General features: G+C 52.2%; 21 protein-coding genes. 4 read left to right on the top strand and 17 right to left on the bottom strand.

Translation table 11 applies throughout. The features are described from left to right. Position 1: 1 nt before the first annotated feature. A complete protein-coding gene (locus AC0YNX_RS13120) occupies positions 2-958 on the bottom strand; it encodes an AAA family ATPase (RefSeq protein WP_475816099.1) in 957 nt (318 codons plus the stop codon). Positions 959-1,093: 135 nt separating this feature from the next. Then, positions 1,094-1,951, bottom strand: coding sequence for an endonuclease/exonuclease/phosphatase family protein (locus AC0YNX_RS13125; RefSeq protein ID WP_475816100.1), 858 nt, complete (start codon positions 1,949-1,951; stop codon positions 1,094-1,096). Between the two features lie 81 nt (positions 1,952-2,032). Here AC0YNX_RS13125 and AC0YNX_RS13130 point away from each other — a divergent pair, with 81 nt between their 5' ends. Further along, a complete protein-coding gene (locus tag AC0YNX_RS13130) occupies positions 2,033-3,085 on the top strand; it encodes a hypothetical protein (protein ID WP_475816101.1) in 1,053 nt (350 codons plus the stop codon). 31 nt (positions 3,086-3,116) lie between these two features. Here AC0YNX_RS13130 and spoVAE read toward each other — a convergent pair whose 3' ends face one another. The 3 genes from spoVAE to spoVAC are packed head-to-tail and all read right to left on the bottom strand — an operon-like array spanning position 3,117 to position 4,965. Next, positions 3,117-3,467 (bottom strand): stage V sporulation protein AE, encoded by a 351-nt coding sequence (spoVAE, locus tag AC0YNX_RS13135; RefSeq protein ID WP_475816102.1) that lies wholly within the window; start codon positions 3,465-3,467, stop codon positions 3,117-3,119. Positions 3,468-3,491: 24 nt separating this feature from the next. After that, entirely contained in the window at positions 3,492-4,508 is a 1,017-nt protein-coding gene (gene spoVAD, locus AC0YNX_RS13140; protein WP_475816103.1) for a stage V sporulation protein AD, read from the bottom strand. 1 nt (position 4,509) lies between these two features. Further along, the gene (gene spoVAC / locus AC0YNX_RS13145) at positions 4,510-4,965 is read right to left on the bottom strand and encodes a stage V sporulation protein AC (protein ID WP_475816248.1); all 456 of its coding nucleotides are present in this window, start codon (positions 4,963-4,965) and stop codon (positions 4,510-4,512) included. A 300-nt stretch (positions 4,966-5,265) separates the two neighbouring features. Here spoVAC and AC0YNX_RS13150 point away from each other — a divergent pair, with 300 nt between their 5' ends. After that, positions 5,266-5,919: a transcriptional regulator gene (locus tag AC0YNX_RS13150; RefSeq protein ID WP_475816104.1), complete on the top strand. Its 654-nt coding sequence runs from the start codon at positions 5,266-5,268 to the stop codon at positions 5,917-5,919. 476 nt (positions 5,920-6,395) lie between these two features. Here the strand turns inward: AC0YNX_RS13150 and AC0YNX_RS13155 are convergent, their stop codons facing one another. After that, on the bottom strand, positions 6,396-7,526 hold the full coding sequence (locus AC0YNX_RS13155; RefSeq protein WP_475816105.1) for a LacI family DNA-binding transcriptional regulator: 1,131 nt from the start codon (positions 7,524-7,526) through the stop codon (positions 6,396-6,398). A 154-nt stretch (positions 7,527-7,680) separates the two neighbouring features. Between AC0YNX_RS13155 and AC0YNX_RS13160 the strand changes: the two genes are divergently transcribed. After that, positions 7,681-10,830 (top strand): beta-galactosidase, encoded by a 3,150-nt coding sequence (locus AC0YNX_RS13160; protein WP_475816106.1) that lies wholly within the window; start codon positions 7,681-7,683, stop codon positions 10,828-10,830. A gap of 89 nt (positions 10,831-10,919) precedes the next feature. Here the strand turns inward: AC0YNX_RS13160 and AC0YNX_RS13165 are convergent, their stop codons facing one another. Together AC0YNX_RS13165 and AC0YNX_RS13170 are read right to left on the bottom strand one after the other, a co-directional pair. Beyond that, positions 10,920-11,492, bottom strand: a complete 573-nt coding sequence (locus AC0YNX_RS13165) for a nitroreductase family protein (RefSeq protein WP_475816107.1) — start codon at positions 11,490-11,492, stop codon at positions 10,920-10,922. A gap of 163 nt (positions 11,493-11,655) precedes the next feature. Further along, positions 11,656-12,495 carry a sugar phosphate isomerase/epimerase family protein gene (locus AC0YNX_RS13170; RefSeq protein WP_475816108.1) on the bottom strand — a complete coding sequence of 280 codons (840 nt, stop codon included), beginning with the start codon at positions 12,493-12,495 and terminating at the stop codon, positions 11,656-11,658. A gap of 177 nt (positions 12,496-12,672) precedes the next feature. Here AC0YNX_RS13170 and AC0YNX_RS13175 point away from each other — a divergent pair, with 177 nt between their 5' ends. Then, positions 12,673-13,566, top strand: a complete 894-nt coding sequence (locus tag AC0YNX_RS13175) for an AraC family transcriptional regulator (protein ID WP_475816109.1) — start codon at positions 12,673-12,675, stop codon at positions 13,564-13,566. 514 nt (positions 13,567-14,080) lie between these two features. On the opposite strand, the gene AC0YNX_RS13180 is transcribed toward AC0YNX_RS13175, so the two are convergent. The 9 genes from AC0YNX_RS13180 to AC0YNX_RS13220 all read right to left on the bottom strand — a co-directional run bounded on the left by AC0YNX_RS13180 (position 14,081) and on the right by AC0YNX_RS13220 (position 22,548). Beyond that, a complete protein-coding gene (locus AC0YNX_RS13180; RefSeq protein WP_475816110.1) occupies positions 14,081-14,962 on the bottom strand; it encodes a phytanoyl-CoA dioxygenase family protein in 882 nt (293 codons plus the stop codon). A 32-nt stretch (positions 14,963-14,994) separates the two neighbouring features. Continuing rightward, the gene (locus tag AC0YNX_RS13185; RefSeq protein ID WP_475816111.1) at positions 14,995-17,034 is read right to left on the bottom strand and encodes a molybdopterin-containing oxidoreductase family protein; all 2,040 of its coding nucleotides are present in this window, start codon (positions 17,032-17,034) and stop codon (positions 14,995-14,997) included. A 183-nt stretch (positions 17,035-17,217) separates the two neighbouring features. Then, the gene (locus tag AC0YNX_RS13190) at positions 17,218-17,739 is read right to left on the bottom strand and encodes a stalk domain-containing protein (RefSeq protein ID WP_475816112.1); all 522 of its coding nucleotides are present in this window, start codon (positions 17,737-17,739) and stop codon (positions 17,218-17,220) included. 16 nt (positions 17,740-17,755) lie between these two features. After that, positions 17,756-18,685, bottom strand: a complete 930-nt coding sequence (gene corA / locus AC0YNX_RS13195; protein WP_475816113.1) for a magnesium/cobalt transporter CorA — start codon at positions 18,683-18,685, stop codon at positions 17,756-17,758. Beyond that, entirely contained in the window at positions 18,672-18,977 is a 306-nt protein-coding gene (locus AC0YNX_RS13200) for a hypothetical protein (RefSeq protein ID WP_475816114.1), read from the bottom strand. Before AC0YNX_RS13200 ends, corA begins: the two co-directional genes overlap by 14 nt. A gap of 245 nt (positions 18,978-19,222) precedes the next feature. Then, positions 19,223-19,552 (bottom strand): hypothetical protein, encoded by a 330-nt coding sequence (locus AC0YNX_RS13205; protein ID WP_475816115.1) that lies wholly within the window; start codon positions 19,550-19,552, stop codon positions 19,223-19,225. A 162-nt stretch (positions 19,553-19,714) separates the two neighbouring features. Then, entirely contained in the window at positions 19,715-20,551 is an 837-nt protein-coding gene (locus AC0YNX_RS13210) for a phytanoyl-CoA dioxygenase family protein (protein ID WP_475816116.1), read from the bottom strand. A 96-nt stretch (positions 20,552-20,647) separates the two neighbouring features. Beyond that, positions 20,648-21,685, bottom strand: a complete 1,038-nt coding sequence (locus AC0YNX_RS13215; protein WP_475816249.1) for a LacI family DNA-binding transcriptional regulator — start codon at positions 21,683-21,685, stop codon at positions 20,648-20,650. A gap of 23 nt (positions 21,686-21,708) precedes the next feature. Next, positions 21,709-22,548: a carbohydrate ABC transporter permease gene (locus tag AC0YNX_RS13220; protein ID WP_475816117.1), complete on the bottom strand. Its 840-nt coding sequence runs from the start codon at positions 22,546-22,548 to the stop codon at positions 21,709-21,711. Positions 22,549-22,561 lie beyond the last annotated feature (13 nt).

Here is a 22,561-nt window from a genome sequence, read left to right on the forward strand (position 1 = left end):
TTTAACGCTCCATACGGACTGGCACTTGCGTATCGCGGACGACAGCACGGACAACATCCTCCGTGGACAAACCATTCATTCGAGACTCGGTATGCAGAATAATCCGGTGAGCCAGGACACTGCTTGCTAGCTGCTTCACATCGTCCGGAATGACATAATCGCGCTCCTGCAAGAAAGCATTCGCCTTCGCCGCTGCCGTCAGCGATATCGCTGCGCGCGGACTTGCTCCGAGCTGCACGCCGCTATGCGCACGTGTGCCGCGGATAATGCGGATGATATAGTCAGCAACCGCTTCGTCTAGGTGAACCCGCTTGACAGCATCCATCATTAAGGCAACCTCTTCGACGGAGATAACTGCTTCCAGCTTATCGGCCGGCGACGACGCGTTCGGAGAAATAATCATTTGGCGCTCCGTCGCCGCATCCGGATAACCGAGTGAAATCTTCATCATAAACCGGTCGAGCTGCGCCTCGGGCAGCGTATACGTACCATCGAATTCAATCGGGTTCTGCGTCGCAATTAATGTAAATGGAATCGGCAGCTCATAGGAATCGCCATCCACTGTGACATGGCGCTCTTCCATCGCTTCTAGCAGGGCGGACTGAGTCTTCGTCGTGGCGCGGTTAATCTCATCCACAAGAAGCAAATTCGCCATGACCGGACCAGGCCGGAACATAAAAGATTCATTCTTCGGATGATAGATGGCTACGCCAGTAATATCGGTTGGGAGTAAATCGGGATTACATTGAATACGGCGGAATTGGCCGCCAATCGTACGAGCAAGCGCTTTCACAAGCTGCGTCTTGCCAGTGCCCGGAACATCCTCGATCAGAACATGGCCGCCTGCAAACAATGCGGTTAACAGCAATTCGATTTCGGCTTCTTTACCCAGGATGCAGCTGACGAGGTTGCGGCGAATTTCGGTAGATAAGCGATAATTGGCTGTTCGATTGTCCATGACAATCCCTCCCGGATGATAGTGGTAGAATTTTGATCCATATTCTATTATTTTACAGAATATACAACTGCGCGTATAGCCGCAAAAACTGCCAAAAAAAATTGGAGAATCCCACAGGGACGCTCCAATTGGCACTTACAAAGGCTTGATCTGGAAGGTAGACATGACAGCGGCGTGGTCTGACGGCCACTCATTCAGTTCATGGCTGCCGAAGCCTTGCGGTTCTCCGTGTACAACAACTTCGGAAGCTGTTACAGCTACCCCGCTGCCGTGGTAATAGAGAAAGTCAATGCGATCTTGCGGCTCGAACGGATTGTCGCCCCAAGGATGTTCAGGCGTATGCACGGTTGACCAGGTGATGCCCGGCATCGAGATCGGATCAGGATGGATGACGCGGTACGAATCTTCGAATCCCGCTTCCTCCACCATACGGCTGACCGGCCATTCGATGATATAATCGTTATGCGCCGCACGCGCAGCTTCCGTCCAATCCAGATGAGAAGGCGCATTGAAATCGCCCATAAGGAATAATGGCGCGTCCGATGCCACAAGCGGCTCAAGCGCCTTCAGCATAGCTGCAATCTCTTTGCCGCGAACGTCCGTCTCCATCGCGACAATATCTTCTGCCGTCCTGCCATCGAAGAGCGCCCAGTACGGACCATACGGATCATAGTAGAGGTGCGTGCTTACCGCGATGATGCGCTGCCCGGATGGAAGCTCGATGTGCGCTGCGACAGCGCTTACTTCTTCCAGATAGAAAGAGTCTACAATCGGATATTTGCTAATGATGCTGCAATTGCCACGGCCTTCATTATTTTGACGGAAGTGCCAGCCCAACTGCTTCGCGACTGCCTCAGCCGGATCAGGTGTTTCCTGAAAGCCGACGATATCTGCTCCCGAGTTCGCTACAGCCCGCGCGATCTTGAGAACGCCGTCTTGAACCGCTTCTCCGCCGAGCCAAGTGTTAAGCGTCATAATTTTAACTTGATCCATATTGTCATCATGCTCCCATCATACGAGTGTACTCGCCTTAGTATAAGGACAAGCGGAATATTCCGTAAAGGAGAATGAAGCATGAAAGTTGGAACTGCACGACAAATCGCCACCGAGTGGGTGAATCATCATGCCAGCGCAGCACCGGGATTTACAGGCGCTTATTTCAGCGGATCGACGGTCGAAATGCAAGATGAAGCCTTGCTGCCCGCGGCCTCTGACATTGATATCATCGTTGTGACGGAAGAGGCGGAGCCTCCTCTCAAGCTTGGCAAATTCATCTATGGGGGCGCTCTCCTCGAAGTAACCTACCTCTCCTCGCGCCAGCTATCCTCCTATGAAGAGGTACTGACCAACTACCATCTGGCAGGCAGTTTCCGAGTGAACACCATTATCGCTGATCCTAGCGGAAGACTGCGTGAGCTGCAAGCGCAAGTGTCCTCCAGATTTGCAGATGAGTTCTGGGTGCGACGGCGGTGCGAGGATGTCCTGAGCAAGATTAGGAATGGGCTGCAGCAAAATCTTCCGTCTTCCGCGCAGCTAGACACCCGCGTGAATGCTTGGTTATTTCCGACAGGAGTGATGACGCATCTGCTGCTCGTGGCTGCGCTTCGCAATCCGACGGTGCGCTCCCGCTATGCCGCCGTCCGTGAGGTATTAAAGGCGCATGATGGCTTGGATATTCATGAGGAGCTGCTCGCCCTGCTTGGATGTGAACAGATGACAGCGGAGCGCGTCAAGGTGCATGTCTCAGCGCTTGCCGATACCTTCGACATCGCTGCAGCCGCGGCGAAGACTTCCTTCTTCTTCAGCAGCGACATTACGCCGGCCTCCCGCCATATCGCCATTGACGGCTCGCTTGAGCTCATTCGGTCCGGCCTGCACCGCGAAGCCGTGTTCTGGATTGCTGCTACCTTCGCCCGCTGCCATGCGATACTAAGCGCCGATGCACCTCCTGAAGTGCAGCAGCGGTGTTTGCCTGGCTTCGAAGCGCTGCTCGCTGATCTTGGCGCTCTTACCGACTCCGAGCGCCTGCGCCGCGCAGAGGCAGCACTTCAGTACTTGCCCAAGCTTCAGCAAACGGCGGAGCTCATTATGGCAGCAACGAAAAAGACACCGGGGCAGCAGCGGTAACGCGCTTGCTGATTGCTCCAGTGTCTTCTTGTTAGCCCTTCGGACGGACGGCAAGCGCCGCCAAGAAGGAGAATATAATGGCTGCGGATATACCCGCGCTCGTAATGCTGAATATCCCTGTAATGATCCCGATCCAACCGTCCTCCTGCAGCTCCGTCAGCGCCCCGTGAAAAAGCGCGTTGCCAAAGCTCGTAATCGGCACGGTCGCCCCTGCTCCGGCGAACTTGATCAACGGGTCGTAGACGCCGACTCCGTCGAGCACGGCCCCAGCTACGACAAGCGTTGCCATCGTGTGCGCCGGGGTTAGCTTGAACACGTCGAACATCAGCTGTCCGATGACGCATATTCCGCCGCCGACGATAAAAGCCCACAAATAAATCATCGCTCGAATGCTCCTTTCCTTCGCTTATCCATGCAACGGGCTCTCCAATGCGACGGCATGCGCGATGCAAGGAATCGACTCGCCTTGCTGGAATGACAGCGGGGAGAGCAGCGCTCCTGTCGCGCAGACGAGAATCCGTTTCAATTCGCCTTGTTGCAGCCGCTTGAGCAGATGTCCGTAGGTGACGACAGCCGAGCAGCCGCAGCCGCTCCCGCCTGCTTGCACCTTCTGCTTCGCCACGTCATAGATCATCAATCCGCAATCGTTGAACACGGTTTCCTCCATAGGAACGCCGTCGCGGTGAAGCAGATCTTTGGCAATCGCATGCCCTACAGTTGCGAGATCGCCTGTAACGATGAGATCGTAATCGCCCGGCGTCCTGCCCGTATCGTTAAAATGCATCGTCAGCGTATCGACCGCCGCCGGCGCCATCGCAGCGCCCATATTGAAGGGGTCGGTGATGCCGAGATCGACGATCTTGCCGATCGTCGCACATTCAACGATCGGTCCGTCGCCATCTTGGGCAACGACGACCGCACCGGCGCCGGTGACCGTATACTGCGCTGTCGGCGGCTTCTGCGAGCCATACTCCGTCGGATAGCGGAATTGCTTCTCCGCCGTGCAGTTATGGCTGCAAGTGCCGGCCAGCACATAATCGCCCGACTTGGAGTTGACGATTAGCGATGCAATGGCAAGCGATTCCATCGACGTCGAACACGCGCCGAACACACCGAGATAAGGTGCTCCGATCGTACGGGCGGCGAAGCTGTTGCTGATGATCTGATTCATCAGATCTCCACCAACATAGAATTGCAGCTGCTGCTTGTTCACTTTGGCATATTGCAGCGCCATATCCGACGCTTGCTCCAGGAGGAGCCGCTCGGCTTTCTCCCAGCTCTTCTGCTGCATATCAAGCTCCGGATGAACAAGGTCAAAGTCCGCTGCCAGTGGCCCTTCTCCTTCATCCGGGCCAACAACCGTAGCTGCGCCTATAATGACCGGACGCTGATCGAACCACCATGTTTGTTTGCCGCGCAGCATATCAGTGCCCTCCCTCGATGCCAAGCACGAGATAAACAAGAGCGATCAAGAACGCCGCTACGACTCCGAACACGATAACCGAACCCGCCAGCTTGAACATGTTCGCTCCAACGCCAAGCACGAGCCCTTCCGCGCGATGTTCAAGCGCTGCGGAACACATCGAATTGGCAAAGCCCGTTACAGGCACTGCCGTCCCTGCCCCGGCCCACTGGGCGATTTTATCGTAGACGCCGAAGCAGGTCAGAATGACAGAGAGCAGAATAAGCACGGCTACGGTAGGGTTGCTCGCTTCCTGACGGGACATGTTAAGCCCGTACATAAACACTTCCTGTATGGCTTGTCCGAGCACGCAAAGAAACCCGCCAACGAGGAACGCTTTCGCGCAATTGGCTAATACCGAGCGGCCGGGCTCACGTGATTTCGCGAAATTTTGATACTCTTTAGGTGACATCGTCATCTTCTTATATTTGTTGCCGCCAGCGCTCTTCGTTGCGATGATGCACGCCTCCTCTTGAATCGTCTTCATGGAGTATGCGTCAATTGAGACACAATTATGCCAGTGCTGGGGAAGCACAGCCAGCCATGACAAATAAACCTTTGGCAGCTGAAAAGAATTGAATCTCCTTGTGATTCATGGTATATTTTGTGCAATATTCGGTGTGAAGAACATGCCGCTTCGATATGTCTTGTCGATCAGACAATGACGTACTGGGGCGGCTTTTTTATTATCTTTCGAAGGATGGGGCGTGCTCGGAGAATGAATAGATTTGACGAAGTCTATCGAAGCTGGCTGGAGGGGCAGATGGCCGAGGAGAAAAATCCGAGAAGACGAGAAATGCTTAAAAGGGGTTTAAGTCGCGGATCAATCGATTTCTTGCGGTGGATCTGGTTTCCTGCTCTAGGAAGTCTGGAGCACTTATACCCGGAATATGAGGTCAGGGACTTCAATAACGGTTATCGTTATCTAGACTTTGCTTACATGCCAGGCAATGTAAAAGGTTGTATTGAAATTCAAGATTACCGCAGCCATGCCCGGGACATCGAAGCAAGCCGTTTCAAAGATTTATGCATGAAACAGTCCCTGCTCGCCCTTGATGACTGGATATTTCTCCCTATCGCATACTTGTCCATCCGTGATGACGCTGGAATGTGCAAGCAGCTTGTCCTCTCCTTCGTTGGAAAGTTTCGAGCCAGCGCTGTCCACACCGAGCTGGGATGGGCTGAAGCCGAAATTTTACGATATGCTCACAGAATGCTGCGTCCCTTTACGCCTGCCGAGTTATCTAATCACTTACAGCTATCTGACAATCGCGTACGGGTTATTCTTCGCAGCCTGCTAGAGAAAAAACTGCTAGAGGTAGCCAGTGGGTCTCAGCGTTATCGGACTTATCGACTCGTGAGAATAAATTGATCCCGGTTGAAATTCTAAGGGTTGTCCGAGCGGCTATTCCGCGAAAATGGCTGTATTGCATCTTCTAATGGTTGCCACAGATCTTATTTGGTGCAAAAAGGTCGATATGCTAGGTAAATTGCCAAATAAGCTTGATGGCAACTGTTACATGATAAAAAAGCGCGTATTAAGCAAAATAGCCACTGTCACAACCGTTAGATGTCAGGTGAAGCCCGCTTGTAACGATAAACATTCCTTAAGAAAAATAGCCATCCCGGAGGATGGCAGGGCTTATGGCAGCAACGCGACAACTAGCAGAACGACAAGGAGGATGAAAAGAACAAGCGCCAGCAGCATAAACATTCCGCGGGCCGAATGCAAATTCAACATAGGGAGAAGCTCCTCTCAGCCATAGATAGGCTCTTGCGCTATCCTATGCAGGCTTGTGCGGAATTGAGATTGTCCCTTGGGAATTTGCTGGGTCTTCGCCTTGAGCCCTAGCCGGATTCCCGGACGACCAGCTGCGCCCGGAGAATGATCTTCTCTGGCAAGCTTGACGGCTGCTTATGCTTCCGGGCGAATGCTTCAACCGCTCTAATGCCGAGCCATTCCTTCGCTAGATCAACCGTTGTGAGCGGCACAACCGCAGACAAGCTCCTCGCAGTATTATCTATGCCAACGACGCGAACCTGTTCGAGCAGCCCGCGCTGCCGCAGCAGCTGCAATAAGGGAAGGGCAATGTCATCATTGGCGCAAATAAATCCATCCGGAAGCTCCTGCTGGGAAATTGCCGCGTCGAGCCGACGTTCTATTGTGGACTCCCAGCCCCTTGACATCGGAACACCGTCGCCTCCATAAGGGACCGTCCATTTCTTCAATTGGAAGCCGTCGCTGCGTCTGGCTGCCCTCGCTTCATCCATTGCGAGCCGGCAGCCCCACCAACGTTCCTTGAAGCTGACGGCGAAGCTGTCGCGTCCAATAAACACAAGCGAGCGGCTGCCTTGCGACAACAGATGATGGCAGGCCATCCGCCCCGCTTCCGTGTTCGCATGGAGCACCGCATCCGCGCCAATCATCGGCTCTTCGTGGTCAACGAGAACAATCGGCAGACCGAACCGATTCAAGGTGAGCAAGGTGCCAAGCGGACATTTGCCGGCAATGATAAAACCTGCAGTATTGGATGGCAGATGACGATCTCCTGGTACTGTCCAAGTGCTCAGCTCGTCTGGCCCGAAGGTGAAGAACTCCGGACGAAAGCCTTGCAATCGGCAGCCTGCCTCCAGCCCTTCCTTCACGCGAAGCCAGAAGAACGGCTCCTGCTCATGGCGGATGTCGAGGCCGATGTAGATGACGGGAAGCGGAGCTTCCGTAAATGTATTCTGATTCGCAAGAGAAGCGTTTTCAGCATCCGTATCGTCTTCGGCCCCAGGCCTAGACCCGTTGTCACTATCAGCCTGAGCCTTGCCCGGACTTGTCCGAACGGTGTAGCCTAGCGCAGCGGCGAGCGACAGCACTTCTCTTCGCGTCGCATCGCTAACGCCCGGCTTGCCTGCAAGTGCTTGCGAAACCGTATATTTGGATACGCCGAGTCGCTCGGCGATCTGCTGCATCGATATTTTGCGAGCCATAGAAAGCCTAGCTCTCCTTTCTGCCTCATGCTGCTTAAAAACTTGACTTTCTCCTATTTTATCTCTAAAGTGTGCCTCGAATAAAGCGTTCTTGCACCTAACAAACCTAACAAAATGAAAATATTATTCACGACGAGAGGCAGTGGCAAATCAAATGAGCAATTGGATTCTGTTTTATGATGAGAACTTCCCTTATTCCGGCGAACGTCCGGATGCTAGTGCACTCGCACGTTTAAGTGAAACCTTCCGCATTGTCGGCGCGGACGAATTGGCTTCGCAGCTGCAGGATGCCGCAGTTTATGTGCATTTGCACGGCTCTTACTTCCCGAAAGAAGCATGGCCAGCAGTGATGGCGCATGTGAACGCAGGCAAAGGCTTAATTGCGGCAGGCGGCGCTCCATTCAAAACGCCGGTATACAAAGATGGCGGCGAGTGGATTGCGGAGCCGAACCAAACGGCTTACCATCAGCAGCTGCATATTAATGAAGCGCTTGTTGTGCAAAGCGAAGGCATAAGCAGCTTGCAGCATTTCCGCGACCTTCCTCTCTTCGCCGGTTATGAATCGCTGTTCACAGTTGAACCGACGTTCGGGCTCGCGCTGCATATCACGCATGCCGACGACTGTCCGGGCGAAGGCGGAACGTCAGGTCCGATCGACGCTCATATCTATCCGCTCCTGCGCGGCATTAGCGGTGACGGACTTGCGCGCGAGCTGTCTGCGCCTGCAGTGCTTCTCGAACATACGAAAGGCCAGTTCAGCGGCGGACGTTGGATGCTGATTAACCAGCCGTTGCGCAGCGCATTCTGGTCCGGAGCCGGCGCAGAGGCGCTCGCGAAATGGGCAACATTCACGGCACAAGGCGTCACTGAGCTCTGGCTCAAGCCGAACTACGGCTCTTATGAGCTTGGCGAGCGCCCTGTATTTATGCTCCAAGGTCAGCAGCTGCTTACGTCTCGCGATGCCGAGAAAAGCGCTTGGACGTTCAACCTGCGCGTGCTTAAGTCGAATAGCAGCACCGTTAGCGAGCCTGCTCCGAACTTTATTTATAATGATGCCGAATTCACTGAAGTATGGCGTTCCGATGTTGAGCTGAACATCAGCCGCGAGTTGACGCTTCATCGCCTTGTTGCGCCGCAGCCGGTAGATGCTGGCTTCTATGTCGTTGAATGTGTGGCAACTGCCGCATCTGGCGAGCACCGCCTGCTCCGTCAAGGCTTCTGGGGCATGGATCAAGAGCTGCTCACTTCGGGCGAAATGATTACTTGCGACCGCGATTACTTCTGGAAGAATGGCCGTCCGCTTCCGATTGTCGGCATGACATATATGACGAGCGACGTTGCGCGTAAATACCTGTTCCTGCCGAATGCGGCCGTATGGGATCGCGATATGGCACAGATGAAGCGCGCCGGCATTAATTCGATTCGGACCGGGATCTGGACCGCGTTTCGTTATGTCATGTACGTCGATGGACATCCGTACGAGGAAGTTCTTCGCGCTATTGATGCATTCTTCCTTACGGCGAAACGCCATGATCTTGAAGTGACATTCAACTTCTTCGCCTTCACGCCGGAAGCTTGGGAAGGCGTCAATCCGTACCTGGACCCGCGCAGCGTAGAAGCGCAGAAGCGTTTCATCGCCGCAATCGTATCGAGACATGCCGAGTCGAAGCATGTGCATTGGGACTTGATCAACGAGCCGTCGATGTTCGATCCGAAGCGCATCTTCAGCGGTCCGCGCTCTGCGCAGGACAAGTTCGAGAAAGCGCACTATGTGAAATGGCTGCAGCAGCGTCATGGCTCGATCCGCGAGCTGCAAGAGCGCTGGAATATGACGCCTGACGAGCTGCCTTCCTTCGAAGCGGTGAAGCTTCCGGAAGCGGACGAGATCAGCTTCGGAACGACGCAGATTTCGGTGAAGCGCGGTGCTCCTTGGCTCGATTACACCCTGTTCACGATGGACATGCATAACCTATGGGCTTCGCAGCTCGTTGCGACCATTCGCTCCATCCAGCCGAAGCAGCTTGTTACGGTCGGACAAGACGAAGGACTTGGCGCACAACGTCCATCGCCGTTCTTCTATGCCGAAGAGGTCGACTATACAACGGTTCACTCGTGGTGGCTGATGGACGATCTTGTATGGGACGGCGTCTTCGCCAAAGCGCCGGATAAGCCGAACCTGATCCAGGAAACAGGCATTATGCACGTTGAAACGCCGGACGGCCGCTCCAAACGCAGCGAGGAAGAGCTGCGCAACATTCTCGAGCGCAAGTACGCTTATGCGTTCTCGACTGGCGGCGCTGGTGCAGTGCAATGGATCTGGAACATCAACTTCTATATGAATAATATCAATGAATCGCATATCGGCGCGCTTCGCGCAGACGGCACAGAGAAGCCGGAAGCGAACGTATCGTATGATTTTGGCTCCTTCATGGGCCAAATCCGCGACCTGTTCGTAGGACGCAAGCTGGAAGATGTCGCAGTTATCTTCCCTTACTCCAACGACTTCTCGAACCGCAAGCTCGCTTATGCGGCAACGACTCGCGCGATTCGGACACTCTCGTACACCATGAACGTCCATGCCTTCGGCCTTGGCGAGTATCAGCTTGAGGCACTGGCTGAGACGAAGCCGAAGCTTATCATCGTGCCAAGCGCGCATAACTTCAGCAGCGAAGCTCTGGAGCAGCTCACTTCGCATGTGAAGACACATGGCGGAACGCTCCTGTTCACCGGACCGCTGGGTCTCGACGAGTACTGGCGTCCAGTTAGCGGACGTATAGCAGAACTTGGCGAGCATAGCGTGAGCAACCTGCTTCGCGAAGAGCTGCTTGAGCTGGACGGCAAGCTGCTTCCAGTATCGTTCGGCGGCCCACGCATCGCCGACAGCAACAAAGGCATTCTTGCCGCTTCGGGTAACGGCGCTGCGAAACTGACTGAAGTCGCGCTTGGCGCTGGGCGCTTGCTCTGGAGCCCTCTGCCGCTCGAGCTGAACGAGCGACTCACGCCGCTGCAAGCCGTTTATGAACATGCGCTGCAGCAAGCTGGTGTTGAATCCGAGCTGGATTGGCTGCTCGGAGGCGAGCTGCCTGGCGTATACGGTCGCAAGCTTGCTTTTGAATCCGGCGCGCTGTATATCTTCGTCTCCGAATTCGGCTGCGACACTGCAATTGAAGTCCGTGATCCGAAGACGGGCAAACAATACGCGTTCACGCTTCCGCAGGAGCGCACAGTAATGTTCGCTGCTGACGCGAATGGCGAGCTGCTCGCAGTCTACCGTCCACAGGAAGTTGCAATTGAAGTGAAATAATAATGAAGAGGCAAGCATCCGGCACAAGTTGTGCTGATTGCTTGCCTCTTTTTTTTCACGCTTGCTGCAAGTTGCTCAACTCAACTCTACTAAGCGTCGATCCAAGTCGTTTTGCTAGCTGCATCAGACCGCTTGCCTTGCGTCGGTGTCATATCCGGCACGCCAAGGTAGATGAAGCCTAGCATCTTGTCTTGCGGACGAAGGCCGAATGCCTCGTTCATGTACGGATGATAGCAAGGTTCGCCTGTACGCCATACAGCGCCGAGGCCGAGTGCGTGCGTTGTGAGCAGCATGTTTTGAATAGCCGCGTGAACCGCGCCGAATTCTTCAATCTCAATAATATCGTGGCGGTCCGATGGAACTGCAGCTACCGCGATGACGACCGGCGAACGGAGCGCTTTCTTCCGCGCGCCTTCCGCTTTCTCCGCGTGCTCAGGGGCACCTGGATCTTCCACGCCTGCAAGTGCAATACGAGCGAGCGCGTCTCCGAGCTTGATGCGTCCGTCGCCGCTTAGTACGAAGAAACGCCATGGCTCGGTCAGCCGGTGGTTCGGCGCCCATACCGCTGACTCGATAATTTGCTCGATGGTTTCTTTTGCAATCGGCTCCTGCGTTACTTTGCCAATACTTCTTCTTGTGCGAATCGCTTCTTGAATATTCATAATCGTCCTCCAATTGAGAAATGTTATCATAGAATTATAGTAACATATCTTGACCAAAAAAATGATCCGCAATTGGCACAATGAATATTCGTCTAATAAAATCTCGCAAAAAAATCCCGCAGAACCGATTGATTCTAATTCGGCCCTACGGGATTGTCTCTTCCTATGCCAGCCCTGCAGCTGTGTATACTTTATCATAACCGGCTTTGGAGCGCGCAAGCAGCTCTTCCGGTGTACCGACTGGCGGTTCAGACGATAGAATCTCTTGCGTCACCGAGCCTTTGTAGCCGATTCGGTTGAGTGCAGCCAAGAAGCCTGCAAGATCAATTACACCTTCGCCCGGATAGATTCTTCCATTATCAAGCGCCGCTTCGAAAGGCACATCCGGCGCGTCATTAATGTGGACATGTACGACTTGCTCCGGCTTCAGCGCGTCAATGTCTGCGAGTGTATGACCGTTCGTGTACCAGTGGTACGAATCGAACAGTAATCCAACGTTTGGCTCGCCAATCGCAGCGATCCAATCCAGCGTCTCGTCCATGGACCAGAGGAACGGATTCGCCCACAACGTGCGCAGGTGATGCGGTCCAACGAATTCGAGGCCAAGGCGGATGCCATATGCGCCGAGAATTTGCGCGCAAGTACGCAATCTGCGGGTCGCAATGACAGCAAAATGCGCCGCTTTATAATCCGTCGCAGGCAGTACATAGGTGCAGCAGATCGTGCAGCCGAGCGCTGCAGCTGCTGCCGCATCGTCAGCGAGCTTCGCGAGCCCTTCGCGGAACTTCTCTTCCGTATTGCGCCATTCTACAGACAGGCCAATTGCGCCAACGCTTACGCCATTCTTGTTCAGCAGCTCACGCGCGCCTTCCACGCCATTGCGCTCAATTAAACCGCGCGCATCGATATCAACCGTTTGAAATCCGTATTGCTGCGCAAGCGCGATCATCTGCTCGTCGCTACCGATATTCCCTAGCCCTGCACGACTTAGTCCTCTTAACATCTCTTTCGTCGCCTCCAGTAACTAATAATATAGCCGGGTGGCTGGCACCCGAGCTGAATTCCGCTATCCACTTCGCTTGCCACTACTGCATACAAATCTATGATAAAGTAGTAGATAGAAAAATGCCCCACTCATATTTCGATAAACGTCTCATATCTTCGGAGGCCATGAACGAACATGACCTATTTTCCAGATTATTTGAAAACGTATCCAAACATGGATTCCGCTTTTCCTCTGCATATTGGCATTCATAAGCTTGAACGCGGCTTTCGGGCGCATCGTCACGATTTTCTCGAATTCTCGTATGTCATCGAGGGCGAGGGCTGGGAAAGCATCAATAATGTGAAGCATGTGATGCGACCAGGCACATTCACATTCGTGCAGCCATACCAGGTGCATGAGCTGTTCACCGAACCCGGCAGCAAGCTTGTGCTGTACAACTGCATGTTCAGCATGGATTTGCTCATGGAGCATGGAGCCGGTGACAGCCTTGCCGAGCTAATCGAGCCTAGCCATCTGGATGCGGCGTTCACGCAATTCGGCGGCGCTGCGCAGAAACATATCGATGGTCTTATTCGAGAAATGCTGCAAGAATACCAGGGCAGCGAACCGTGGCGATTAACGATGCTCGCCGCTCGATTGAAGGAACTTCTCGTGCGCTTCGACCGCGAGCGGCGCAAGCACGCGACACCGGAGCTGAATGAAACCGGAGCGACTTTGCCTGCAAAAAGAGGCGCTTCCGTCTGGCCGATCATCCGCTATATTCACCGCAGCTATCAGGATAATCTCACCTTATCGGACCTGTCGCAGCGCTTCGGCATGAGCGTCTCGCGAATTAGCGAAGTGATCAAAGAAACGACGGGCCAGACGTTCGTCCATTTCGTTCACGATTTGCGCCTTCGGCATGCGAGCAGCCTGCTCGTCTCCACCGACAACAGCGTCGTCGATGTCGCGCTCGAGGTCGGGTTCGGCTCGTATAAGACGTTTGCGCGGATCTTCCGCGAACGCAAAGGGATGGTGCCGCTCGCTTATCGCAAAGCGAAACGGGCTGGGACAGGCACGGCCAAATAAGCGGCCGCTCAGCGTGGACGCCTGTTAGCTTCTGGAGAAGCGCGGGAACATCCTATCGATTCGGCGCCTATTGGCCTCGAGGGAACATCCTATCGACCACTCGCCTGTTTGCTGCGAGGGAATATCCGATGATTGGTATTATCGTCGGCATACTCCGCCGGCTGTAATGGACTCCAGAGTCGCTATTCGGCCCAATTCGCTCGATTGTGCAGACCTAACGGTTCTCAGCGACGTTATTCCGAGGTCATATGCCACTTTTTGGCGTGGAATCGGTCAATAGAGTCGCTAGAGTCCGTTACATTCTAAGAGAGGCTAGATTCCGCTCAATAAGGTTACTACGTTCCGTTAGCGAAGGCGCATACTCCGACATACCACTTCGTGCTCCCCCAGTAATGGATAAATCTACTCATTTCGCTGAAATTATGCCCTGCCTGCATTCAGCTCCACTAATACAAGAAGCCAAACGCCGCGTTAAACGCGGCACTTGGCTTCTTCAAACATTCCAATTCAATTCCTATACCCGGTGCAGGCTCTTGCCTTTCGCCTCTTTCACTTCCCGCCACATCCGGCGCCATGTCTCGCAATCCGTGAGAACACTCTCCGGCTGCAAACGGCTACGCACGATGAATGAAGGATGAATATCGCGTCCCGATGCCGCGCCTGTCTTATGATAACGGAGATCGACCGACCATCTTACGATGTCCGATCGGTTCGATATGCCGCGGTGCGGCGTATACTTGTTCATAATGACGAGGCTGCCCTTCGGGCATTCGGCAAGAACAGGCGTCACCTGCGGCAGCTTCTCAGGCACAATCATCGTGCCGCCTTCGGAGCGATGATTGATATATCCCTGCTTGAACACATGCGGCATCACTTCCATACAGCCAGTCTCCGCAGTCGCATCGACAAGCGGCAGCCAGAATGTAATGATCTCCGACGCTTCCGAGTCAGGCGAAGTGACGGCGCAGTCCTGATGCCAAGGGACATTTTGAAAATAATCCGGTTCCTCCGAGTCCGCACGCTTAGGCGGCAGCTTTGCCCGAATATGCTGGATCGGGTTGCAGCTCAGCTCGGTGCCGAGGAGGCATTCGACGACATCGAGCAGATTCGTATTCGCAAGGAAGCGGAACATCGCTTCGCCGAGATAACCGTTAATGTCAAAGCCTCTGCCAATCTCCCTGCACTGGGCATGCAGCAGCATATACCGCCGCTCGAACGGTTCATCCTCGTAGAGGTCGGGCAGCTTCCCTTCTGCATGGAGCGCATGCGCACGCGTATCTATTTCCGCTGACAATTCATCGATGACTGGCTGAAGATCCTCGTTCGTGAATACATCCGGTACGATAAGATAACCTTCTGTCTGATAGCTGATGATTTGCTCGATGGATAATCGCATGCTCACGCACCCGCCTTTTCTCCGGCAAATGATTAAATTTTCGCTACTTGCACGCGTCCCGAGAAGAACGTCGCGCCTTTCCCCATATCTGCGACACGGTCCGGCGTCAGCGCATTGACGAGCGCCTTGCCATCCTTGCCGTCCGCCCATAGTCCCTGCATAACGACGACGCCCGATAACACATCATCGCCAACTGCCGCTGTCAGCTCGCAGTCTCCACGATCGTTCCATACTTTGATCGCATCGCCATCTTCAATGCTCAGGTGGACTGCGTCATCACGATTCATGTGCAGCTTCGGCGTCTTCTCCAGCTTCACATGCTTCTCATTGTTCGAGAACGTCGAGTTGAGGAAATTATGGTTCGCGGTCGGAATGAACAGAAACGGGTACGGACCGTCATCGACAAGCGGCGTATAAGTCGGCATCGGCGGGTAGCCTTTGCGTTCCATCTGAGCCGAGTACAGCTCAATCTTGCCGCTCGGCGTACGCAGCTTGCCTGGGAACAACGGCTTCACGTCTGCTTTGATCGAGCCGTGCTCCTTCAGCCCTTCAAGCGTAATCGCCGCGATATTGCGATTGTTCGGATTGTTCAGCGCTTGCTCGATCATCGCTTCATCCGAGTCGCGAAGCGCTTCTTCCTTGTAGCCCATCCCTGCAGCAAGCAGTCGGAATACATCGTTGTTCGACTTGCTCTCGCCGTACGCCGCAGCGACTGGCTGCTGCAAGTGAACATAATGATGCCAATAAGACAGGTACAGATCCATATTCTCAAAAGCAGACGTCGCCGGCAGCACAATGTCCGCGTATGTCGCCGTTTCCGTCAGGAACAGGTCATGCACAACGGTAAACAGATCTTCGCGTGCGAGTCCCTCTCTTACTCTAGTTGCATTCGGCGCTACGACAGCCGGATTCGCGTTATAGACATAGAGTGAGGAAAGCTTCTGCCCCTCTGGCTCCGTCAGCGCGATACCAAGCAGATTCATATTAATCTCTTGCGCTCCGCTCTGCTCACGAAGATTAGGGCGTTCCAATGCCGGCTTATTAATCGTGAGATAGCCGCCGTTGCCTTTAATGGCGCCGCCTCCGCGCTTCAACCACTGGCCGGTGAGTGCCGGCAAGCAAGCAATCGCGCGCGTCGTCATGCCGCCATTGTCATGATGCTGCGGACCGTTGCCGATGCGGATGAACGCAGATTCCGCTTCACCGTACATACGCGCAAGCTTATAGATATCGTCTGCAGGCACGCCTGTAATCGACGATACAAGCTCCGGCGTGTACGATTTCACATGCTCTCGCAGCTGCTCATGGCCGGTCGTGAACGCTGCCATGAATGCCTCGTCCGTGTAGCCTTCCGCGAACAAAATATGCATAACGCCAAGCGCCAGCGCTGCATCCGTGCCAGGCAGTATCGGAATAAACCAATCCGCCCATCTTGCGGTCCGGTTGCGATGCACGTCGATGACGACGACCTTCGCCCCTTGCTTGCGCGCCTTCTCGGAGATTGTCACTTGATGCATATTGGTGCTGACGGCGTTAATGCCCCACATGATGTGAAGCTTCGCATGTACCGTCTCCTCCGGGTCCGTCCCGAAGCTGCCGCCCATCGTGTAACCGTAACCTTCCGTACCTGCTGATTCACAGATGGAATAGATCAGCTTGCTTGCGCCCATACGGTTAAACATGCGCCGGCCCATGCCTTCTGTGCCGATTCGGCCCATGTTGCCGTAGAAGCTATATGGAAGAATCGCTTCCGGTCCTTCCGATTCAATCAACTGCTTCCACTTCTCGGTTATCGTGCTAATCGCTTCGTCCCAAGTGATGCGCTCGAACTGACTGCTTCCCTTAGGTCCTACCCGCTTCAGCGGATATTGCAAGCGGTCTTTATCATATATACGCTCTGTCATATTGCGAACTTTATTGCAAATTGCCCCTTGTGTAACCGGGTGATCCGGGTCACCTTCAATTCGGACGATGCGCCCGTTCTCCTTGTGAACAAGCAGTCCGCACTGATCCGGACAATCGAGTGAACAAACCGATGGAAAAACACCATTCTGCTCTGCAGCATAAGTCATGTTGAGTACGCTCCTTCCAAAAACAAAACCTTCCTCACCTATTATACAAGGGCGCACTCCATTACGCGATGTTTACCGAACCGGGCAGTAATCGTCAACAGGGTAACGGAACCAATTGTCCATTCCGGTCCATATTGTATCCGTAACTGAGTCCGGTAATCTTATAAGAAGCAGGTTGTTTGTTCACATCAATGCCTGCAGACTGAGTTGAAGCCACTGAAAAGTGAACTTCGAAGAATTGGCGAATGTATACTGCCATTGTGTTTCGGACTCACCAAATTCAGTTACTTGTACTTCCTTCATGGTTGCATGCGCCAACATTTCTTTGAGTGCCTTTTCTATGACAGGCTTGTTGGAGATCTGAACCATTTTATACAACTCTATGTATTCGACGCTTGCACCAGTCATTTCAGCAATGGTCCGTACAGGAACATAAGTTGTTCCATCTACAATACGTGCATCGCCTTTAACAAGCTCACCCTCCACATAGACCTTCTTATTGATGTATGCTACATCAGACATCAATGCCTTGCCGACAGCCCGTAGCGGCAGATACGTCGAATGGTTGAAACTTTTTGCTTCCGTTTGAATCTGCTGACCGTCTACATAAATCGTGATATTGGACGCTGCGTCCGTCACATTCGCGAATCCTGTAATGGTAACCGCACCCGCAATAGCTATAGCAATAATCTTTTTCATCATCATCTTTCCCCCTCGACCCCTACATCCATTTTTTCCTTTTGAAATAAACAACCATAACTGCAATGATAAAGATCATCAGAATCCATACATAACCATATCCGAAATACCAAGTAAGCTCAGGGATGACTTTAAAATTCATTCCATAGACACCGACAATAAAGGTTAAAGGCAAGAATAGTGTGCTAATGATCGTAAGGGTCTTCATGATCTCATTCATGCGATCAGCTTTCATATCGATCTGCATCTCCAACAAGCCGGTCAGGGAGTCACGAAACATATCGATGGAATCAATGACTCGTGAAATGTGATCGAAAATATCAGCAAAATAAACGTCTGCGTCCGGTCTGGAATACGGGAAGTTCTGATGACTAATTGTGCCAAGGAGAGTTCTCTCTTCCACGAAAGTTTTCCGAAGATAGTGCGTCACACGTTTCATTTTAAAAATATCTGCGAAGATTTTGGCATACGGATCCTCGTGAAGCGCTTCTTCCCACGAATCAACCTTATCCTCCATATGATCGATAAATTGAACGTACTCTTCTACACAGCTGTGCATGATATGGTACAGGATTTGAGCAGGATAAGTCATTCTGCCTTCGACGTTGATAAAGTCTTCATATAAGGCATCTAGTACAGGGATGTCATCTTTGAAAATGGAAACAACGTAGTTCTTCCCCACCACTAGGGCGATTTCCAGAGGTTCATAATTGCTATTGATAGTAAAGAAAGAAATAAAAATGTTGTTCTTGTACTTATCCATTTTGGGACGTTGGTTTAAATGAATACAATCCTCTACTAAGAGATGATGGCTTTCGAGTAAATCAGCAAGAACATGGTTTGTTTCCTCCGGGCTCGGATTGCGAAGTCGGATCCATGCAATCTCATGATCCTCTGGCTTTCTTACCTTCTCAGTACTCGTTTGAAGAGTTAATGTGTTATAAATCAACACCGTTGATCAATCCTCTCAGCCTTCGCTCTCTTGCCGGTTTCCACTTCGATTCATCCTTAAATGTTCTTATAACTCTCATAGAGATAATAGAAGTATGGGTATGATCAATGGGTCTAAAAGTTAGATTACTAAAATCCTTTAACTCAACTGTTAATCCTTTTTCACTATTAAAAGCTTTGATAAAGTCTCCAATTGTTGGCCGTTCCCCGCTATTGGTAAAGAGCTCAAGCTCCTGATTCGCTTTTCCATAACGGTCTACAATTTCAATCGTTGAGATATATTTATCCATCATTAATAACCTCCCTAGTCCCCTTCGATGCTCGGACATAAAAATACCCTCTAAGCTCACATTAGGTTACCTTGTTAGAGGTCTAATTGAAGTTTAGAGGGGGGAAGGGGTGTCGTAAGAAAAGAATACAATATGTTATTTAAAATGAACTTATTTGCACATTTGTTTTGCGTTAAAATCATTAATCTAGAACTAACAACTAAACTTGCACCGTCGCAGGATCGGATCGTGATAAATTTAGAGGGCTCTCATCCGAAGATATCCACTACAACCGAGTGTTCATCGGATTGATGGTATTTTTGACTTACAACTACCGCAGGGTACTTCAGCTTCATGTACGCAATAACACCCTGGAGCAGCCCCCTCGGTATGATGAGTCTTTCTTGTTCCTCATAGCGTCCGGACAATACTACCCTTTGGATGCCAGGAAAACGTACAAGAAGTTCGTCTAATAAAGATTGCTTCACTGAATTATTCAAGTCTAATCCTCCTCTTACTAATCCACCAACAAACATAAGCACTATGACTATGGAGAGATTGATTGCCAGCCTAGTCAAGCTGACATCTGCTATTTCCAAAGATGTCCATCCTCCTCTTGTATGCAAAACTTTACTATATACAGTTGAAAATCGTCGTTATATGAGTGTTTTTTTGGTGTTAAAATTCGCAATTTAAAATTAACGGATAAAGACTAAAAAAGCCCCTACCGTCGCAGCCGACGATTAGGGGCTTTCACTCTATTAATGCTTCGGCTTCGCAACCGGATAGCCGATCAGCTCTTTGCGCAGCAGCTGCTGCGCTTTCACGGAGAGCTCTTCATACGTCTCCTGAGGAATTTGAATCGTGCCTGCGCGAGGTCCGTTCGCCGAGTAGATCAGCGCGATATTCGGGCGATGTTTGTCCGAATGGTTCGGCGTGCCGCGGTGCCATACTCTGTCATCCCGAATGAGGATGGAGCCTGCCGGCATTAACATCTTGATATAATGCATATGCTCCGCGAGCTTCGGCTTGCTGAACGCATTCGGCGCATACCAGCTGTCCGGATGCAGATGCGTCCCGCCTGGCCACACTTCCATTGGACCATTATTCTCCGTTACATCGACGAGCGGATAGTTGACAACGAGGTTCACAATCGGCAAATTCGCATCATGGCGGTCGCCGTAACGCGAGGAAGTGTCCGCATGAACCGGCTGCTTATTCTTGCCGCCCGGCATGGAAGTATTCGTCGCAAAATACGTCAAATGGCACTCCTTACCGAGAATTTGATCCACGATCTCCGTAACGAGGGGATTGGCAATGACTGCCTCATCGCAGAACGGCTTGATGAATGGCAGATAGAGCCGCACATGGTTCGTGCCGTCGTTAAAGCCGTTGCCCGGATTCAGAATCTCTTCGCGATGCTCCTCGAAGTACGGGTCGAGAATGGATACATAACTGTCAAACAGCTCCTCTACCTTCGCTCTTGGCAGCACTTCCTCAAACAACACATACCCGTTCACTTTGATCAGCTGCACAGCCAGCTCCAGCGTCTCCGGCGATAACCGCCCGCTTGCCAATTCTTCCGCGCTAAGTCTCATCTTCGTTCATCCTCCAATATCGGTTTGATAGCGTTGATATCACTTAAACGTTTAGGCTATATTTACATTCCACTGTGAGCGGGATCTGGCTGCTATTTATCTTAATTTCTTGGTGCTCTCCCGAATGATCAACTCATTGTCCAGCACCACGTTATGATCGACTTCCTTGCCTTCAAGCATCTCGATAAGCAGCTTCGCCGCCGCCCAGCCCATTTCGAATTTGTTCTGATGAACGGTCGTCAGCTTCGGCACGCAATAGGAGGACAGAATAATGTCGTCATAGCCGACAACGGATACGGAATCGGGCACCTTCCTCCCCCGCTTCTCCAGCGCTCGCATTGCGCCAAGCGCCATCAGATCACTGGAACAGAACACCGCCGTAACCCCCGGATGCTCGTCCAGGATCCTCAGCATCACCTGCTCGCCTCCATCTTCGGAGAACTCGCCGTCCCATATTTTGGACTCGTCGTACGCAATTCCGTTGTCCGCAAGCGCTTTCTTAAAACCGTTCAAACGTTGCTCGCTCACATGCGCCGCCGGGTATCCATTAATCATGGCAATGTTCGTATGGCCCCCGTCGATTAAATGCTGAACAGCTTTGCGAACCCCTTCAATATTATCGGTTGTGACGTTGCCCAGATGCTCGTTCGAGAACGGAATATCAATGAGTACGCAAGGAAATTTCGACTTCTGGATGACTTCCTCCAGATACGGATCATCCACTCTAAGCCCGAAGATGATCGCCCCGTCGACGTTGCGCTCCTTGCACAAATTGTAATACGACTTGATCCGCTGTTTGGACGGACTCGTGCTGAAGAGAAGAATATCGTAATTCAGCTCGTTCGCCCGTTCATTGATGCCTATCAAGATGTCAAATGCGAGTGTGTCTTTCCCGCCTGTATATTTTAACTCGGAGAAAATAACGCCGATCGTGTTCGTCTTGCTCGACACGAGGCTTCGTGCTGCCGCATTCGGCCAATAATCGAGCTCGCCCGCAATCATCTGGATCTTCTGCTTCGTTGCCTTGCTTACATCGTCATAGCCGTTCAGCGCTCTGGACACTGTTGTGGTCGATACTCCGGCAATCTTCGCAATATCTTTAATCGTCGCCATACGATTCACCTGCCAAAGTATGTATTGATCTTCCTCTCTCTAGATTAGCCTTTTACGCCGCCGCTGACTACACTTTGTTGGACTTGCTCTTGCGCTAACATATACAGAATAATGCTCGGCAGTGTGACAAGCGTCAATGCCGCGAACAGCTGCGTGTAGTTATAGGAGAATTGCTCCGTGAAGAACTGCAGCGCCACCGGAAGCGTCCGGTTCTCCGCGGAGGATGTCAGCATGAAGCCGTAGAAGAATTCATTCCAGTTGCCAAGGAACATCAAGATGCCCGCCGTCGACAACCCCGCCTTCGCGAGCGGCAAATTGATATAGAAGAACACTTGCCAGAAGCTCGCCGATTCCATATAGGCAGCTTCGTCCAGCTCCCTCGGAATGGATAGAAACGATGCTCGCAGAATGAATAGCGATACCGCAAGGCCTGCCGAGATGTAGACGACAATAAGCGCAAGTCTCGTATCGTACAGACCCGTCAAGTTAATGAACGAGAAGATCGGCTGCGCGGTCGCATGTCCGGGGATGAGGAGCGTCACCGAGAACAGAACGAACAGTAATCTTTTGCCGACAAAATCGAACTTCGCGAACGAGTATGCAGCAAGTGCATAGAACAACAGCGCTACTAGCGTCGACGTTAAGGAGATCAGCACCGAGTTGAACGTATTGCTTAAGAAATTGTTCATCTTGAGCACCGAATAATAGGCATGGAAGTTAATCTCTTCCGGGAGTGCGAACGGCTTGTTTAATATCGCTTTGTTCGACTTGAAGGAGGAAACGACAATCCAGAGAAGAGGCACAAGCGAGATGCAAACCGTGAATAGAAGCACCAAGTAACTGAAAATCTGGGCTATGCCGCGTTTTAAATAATCAGCCCTCATCAGCAGAGTCACC

It is taken from the genome of Paenibacillus sp. J31R98, assembly GCF_056269245.1.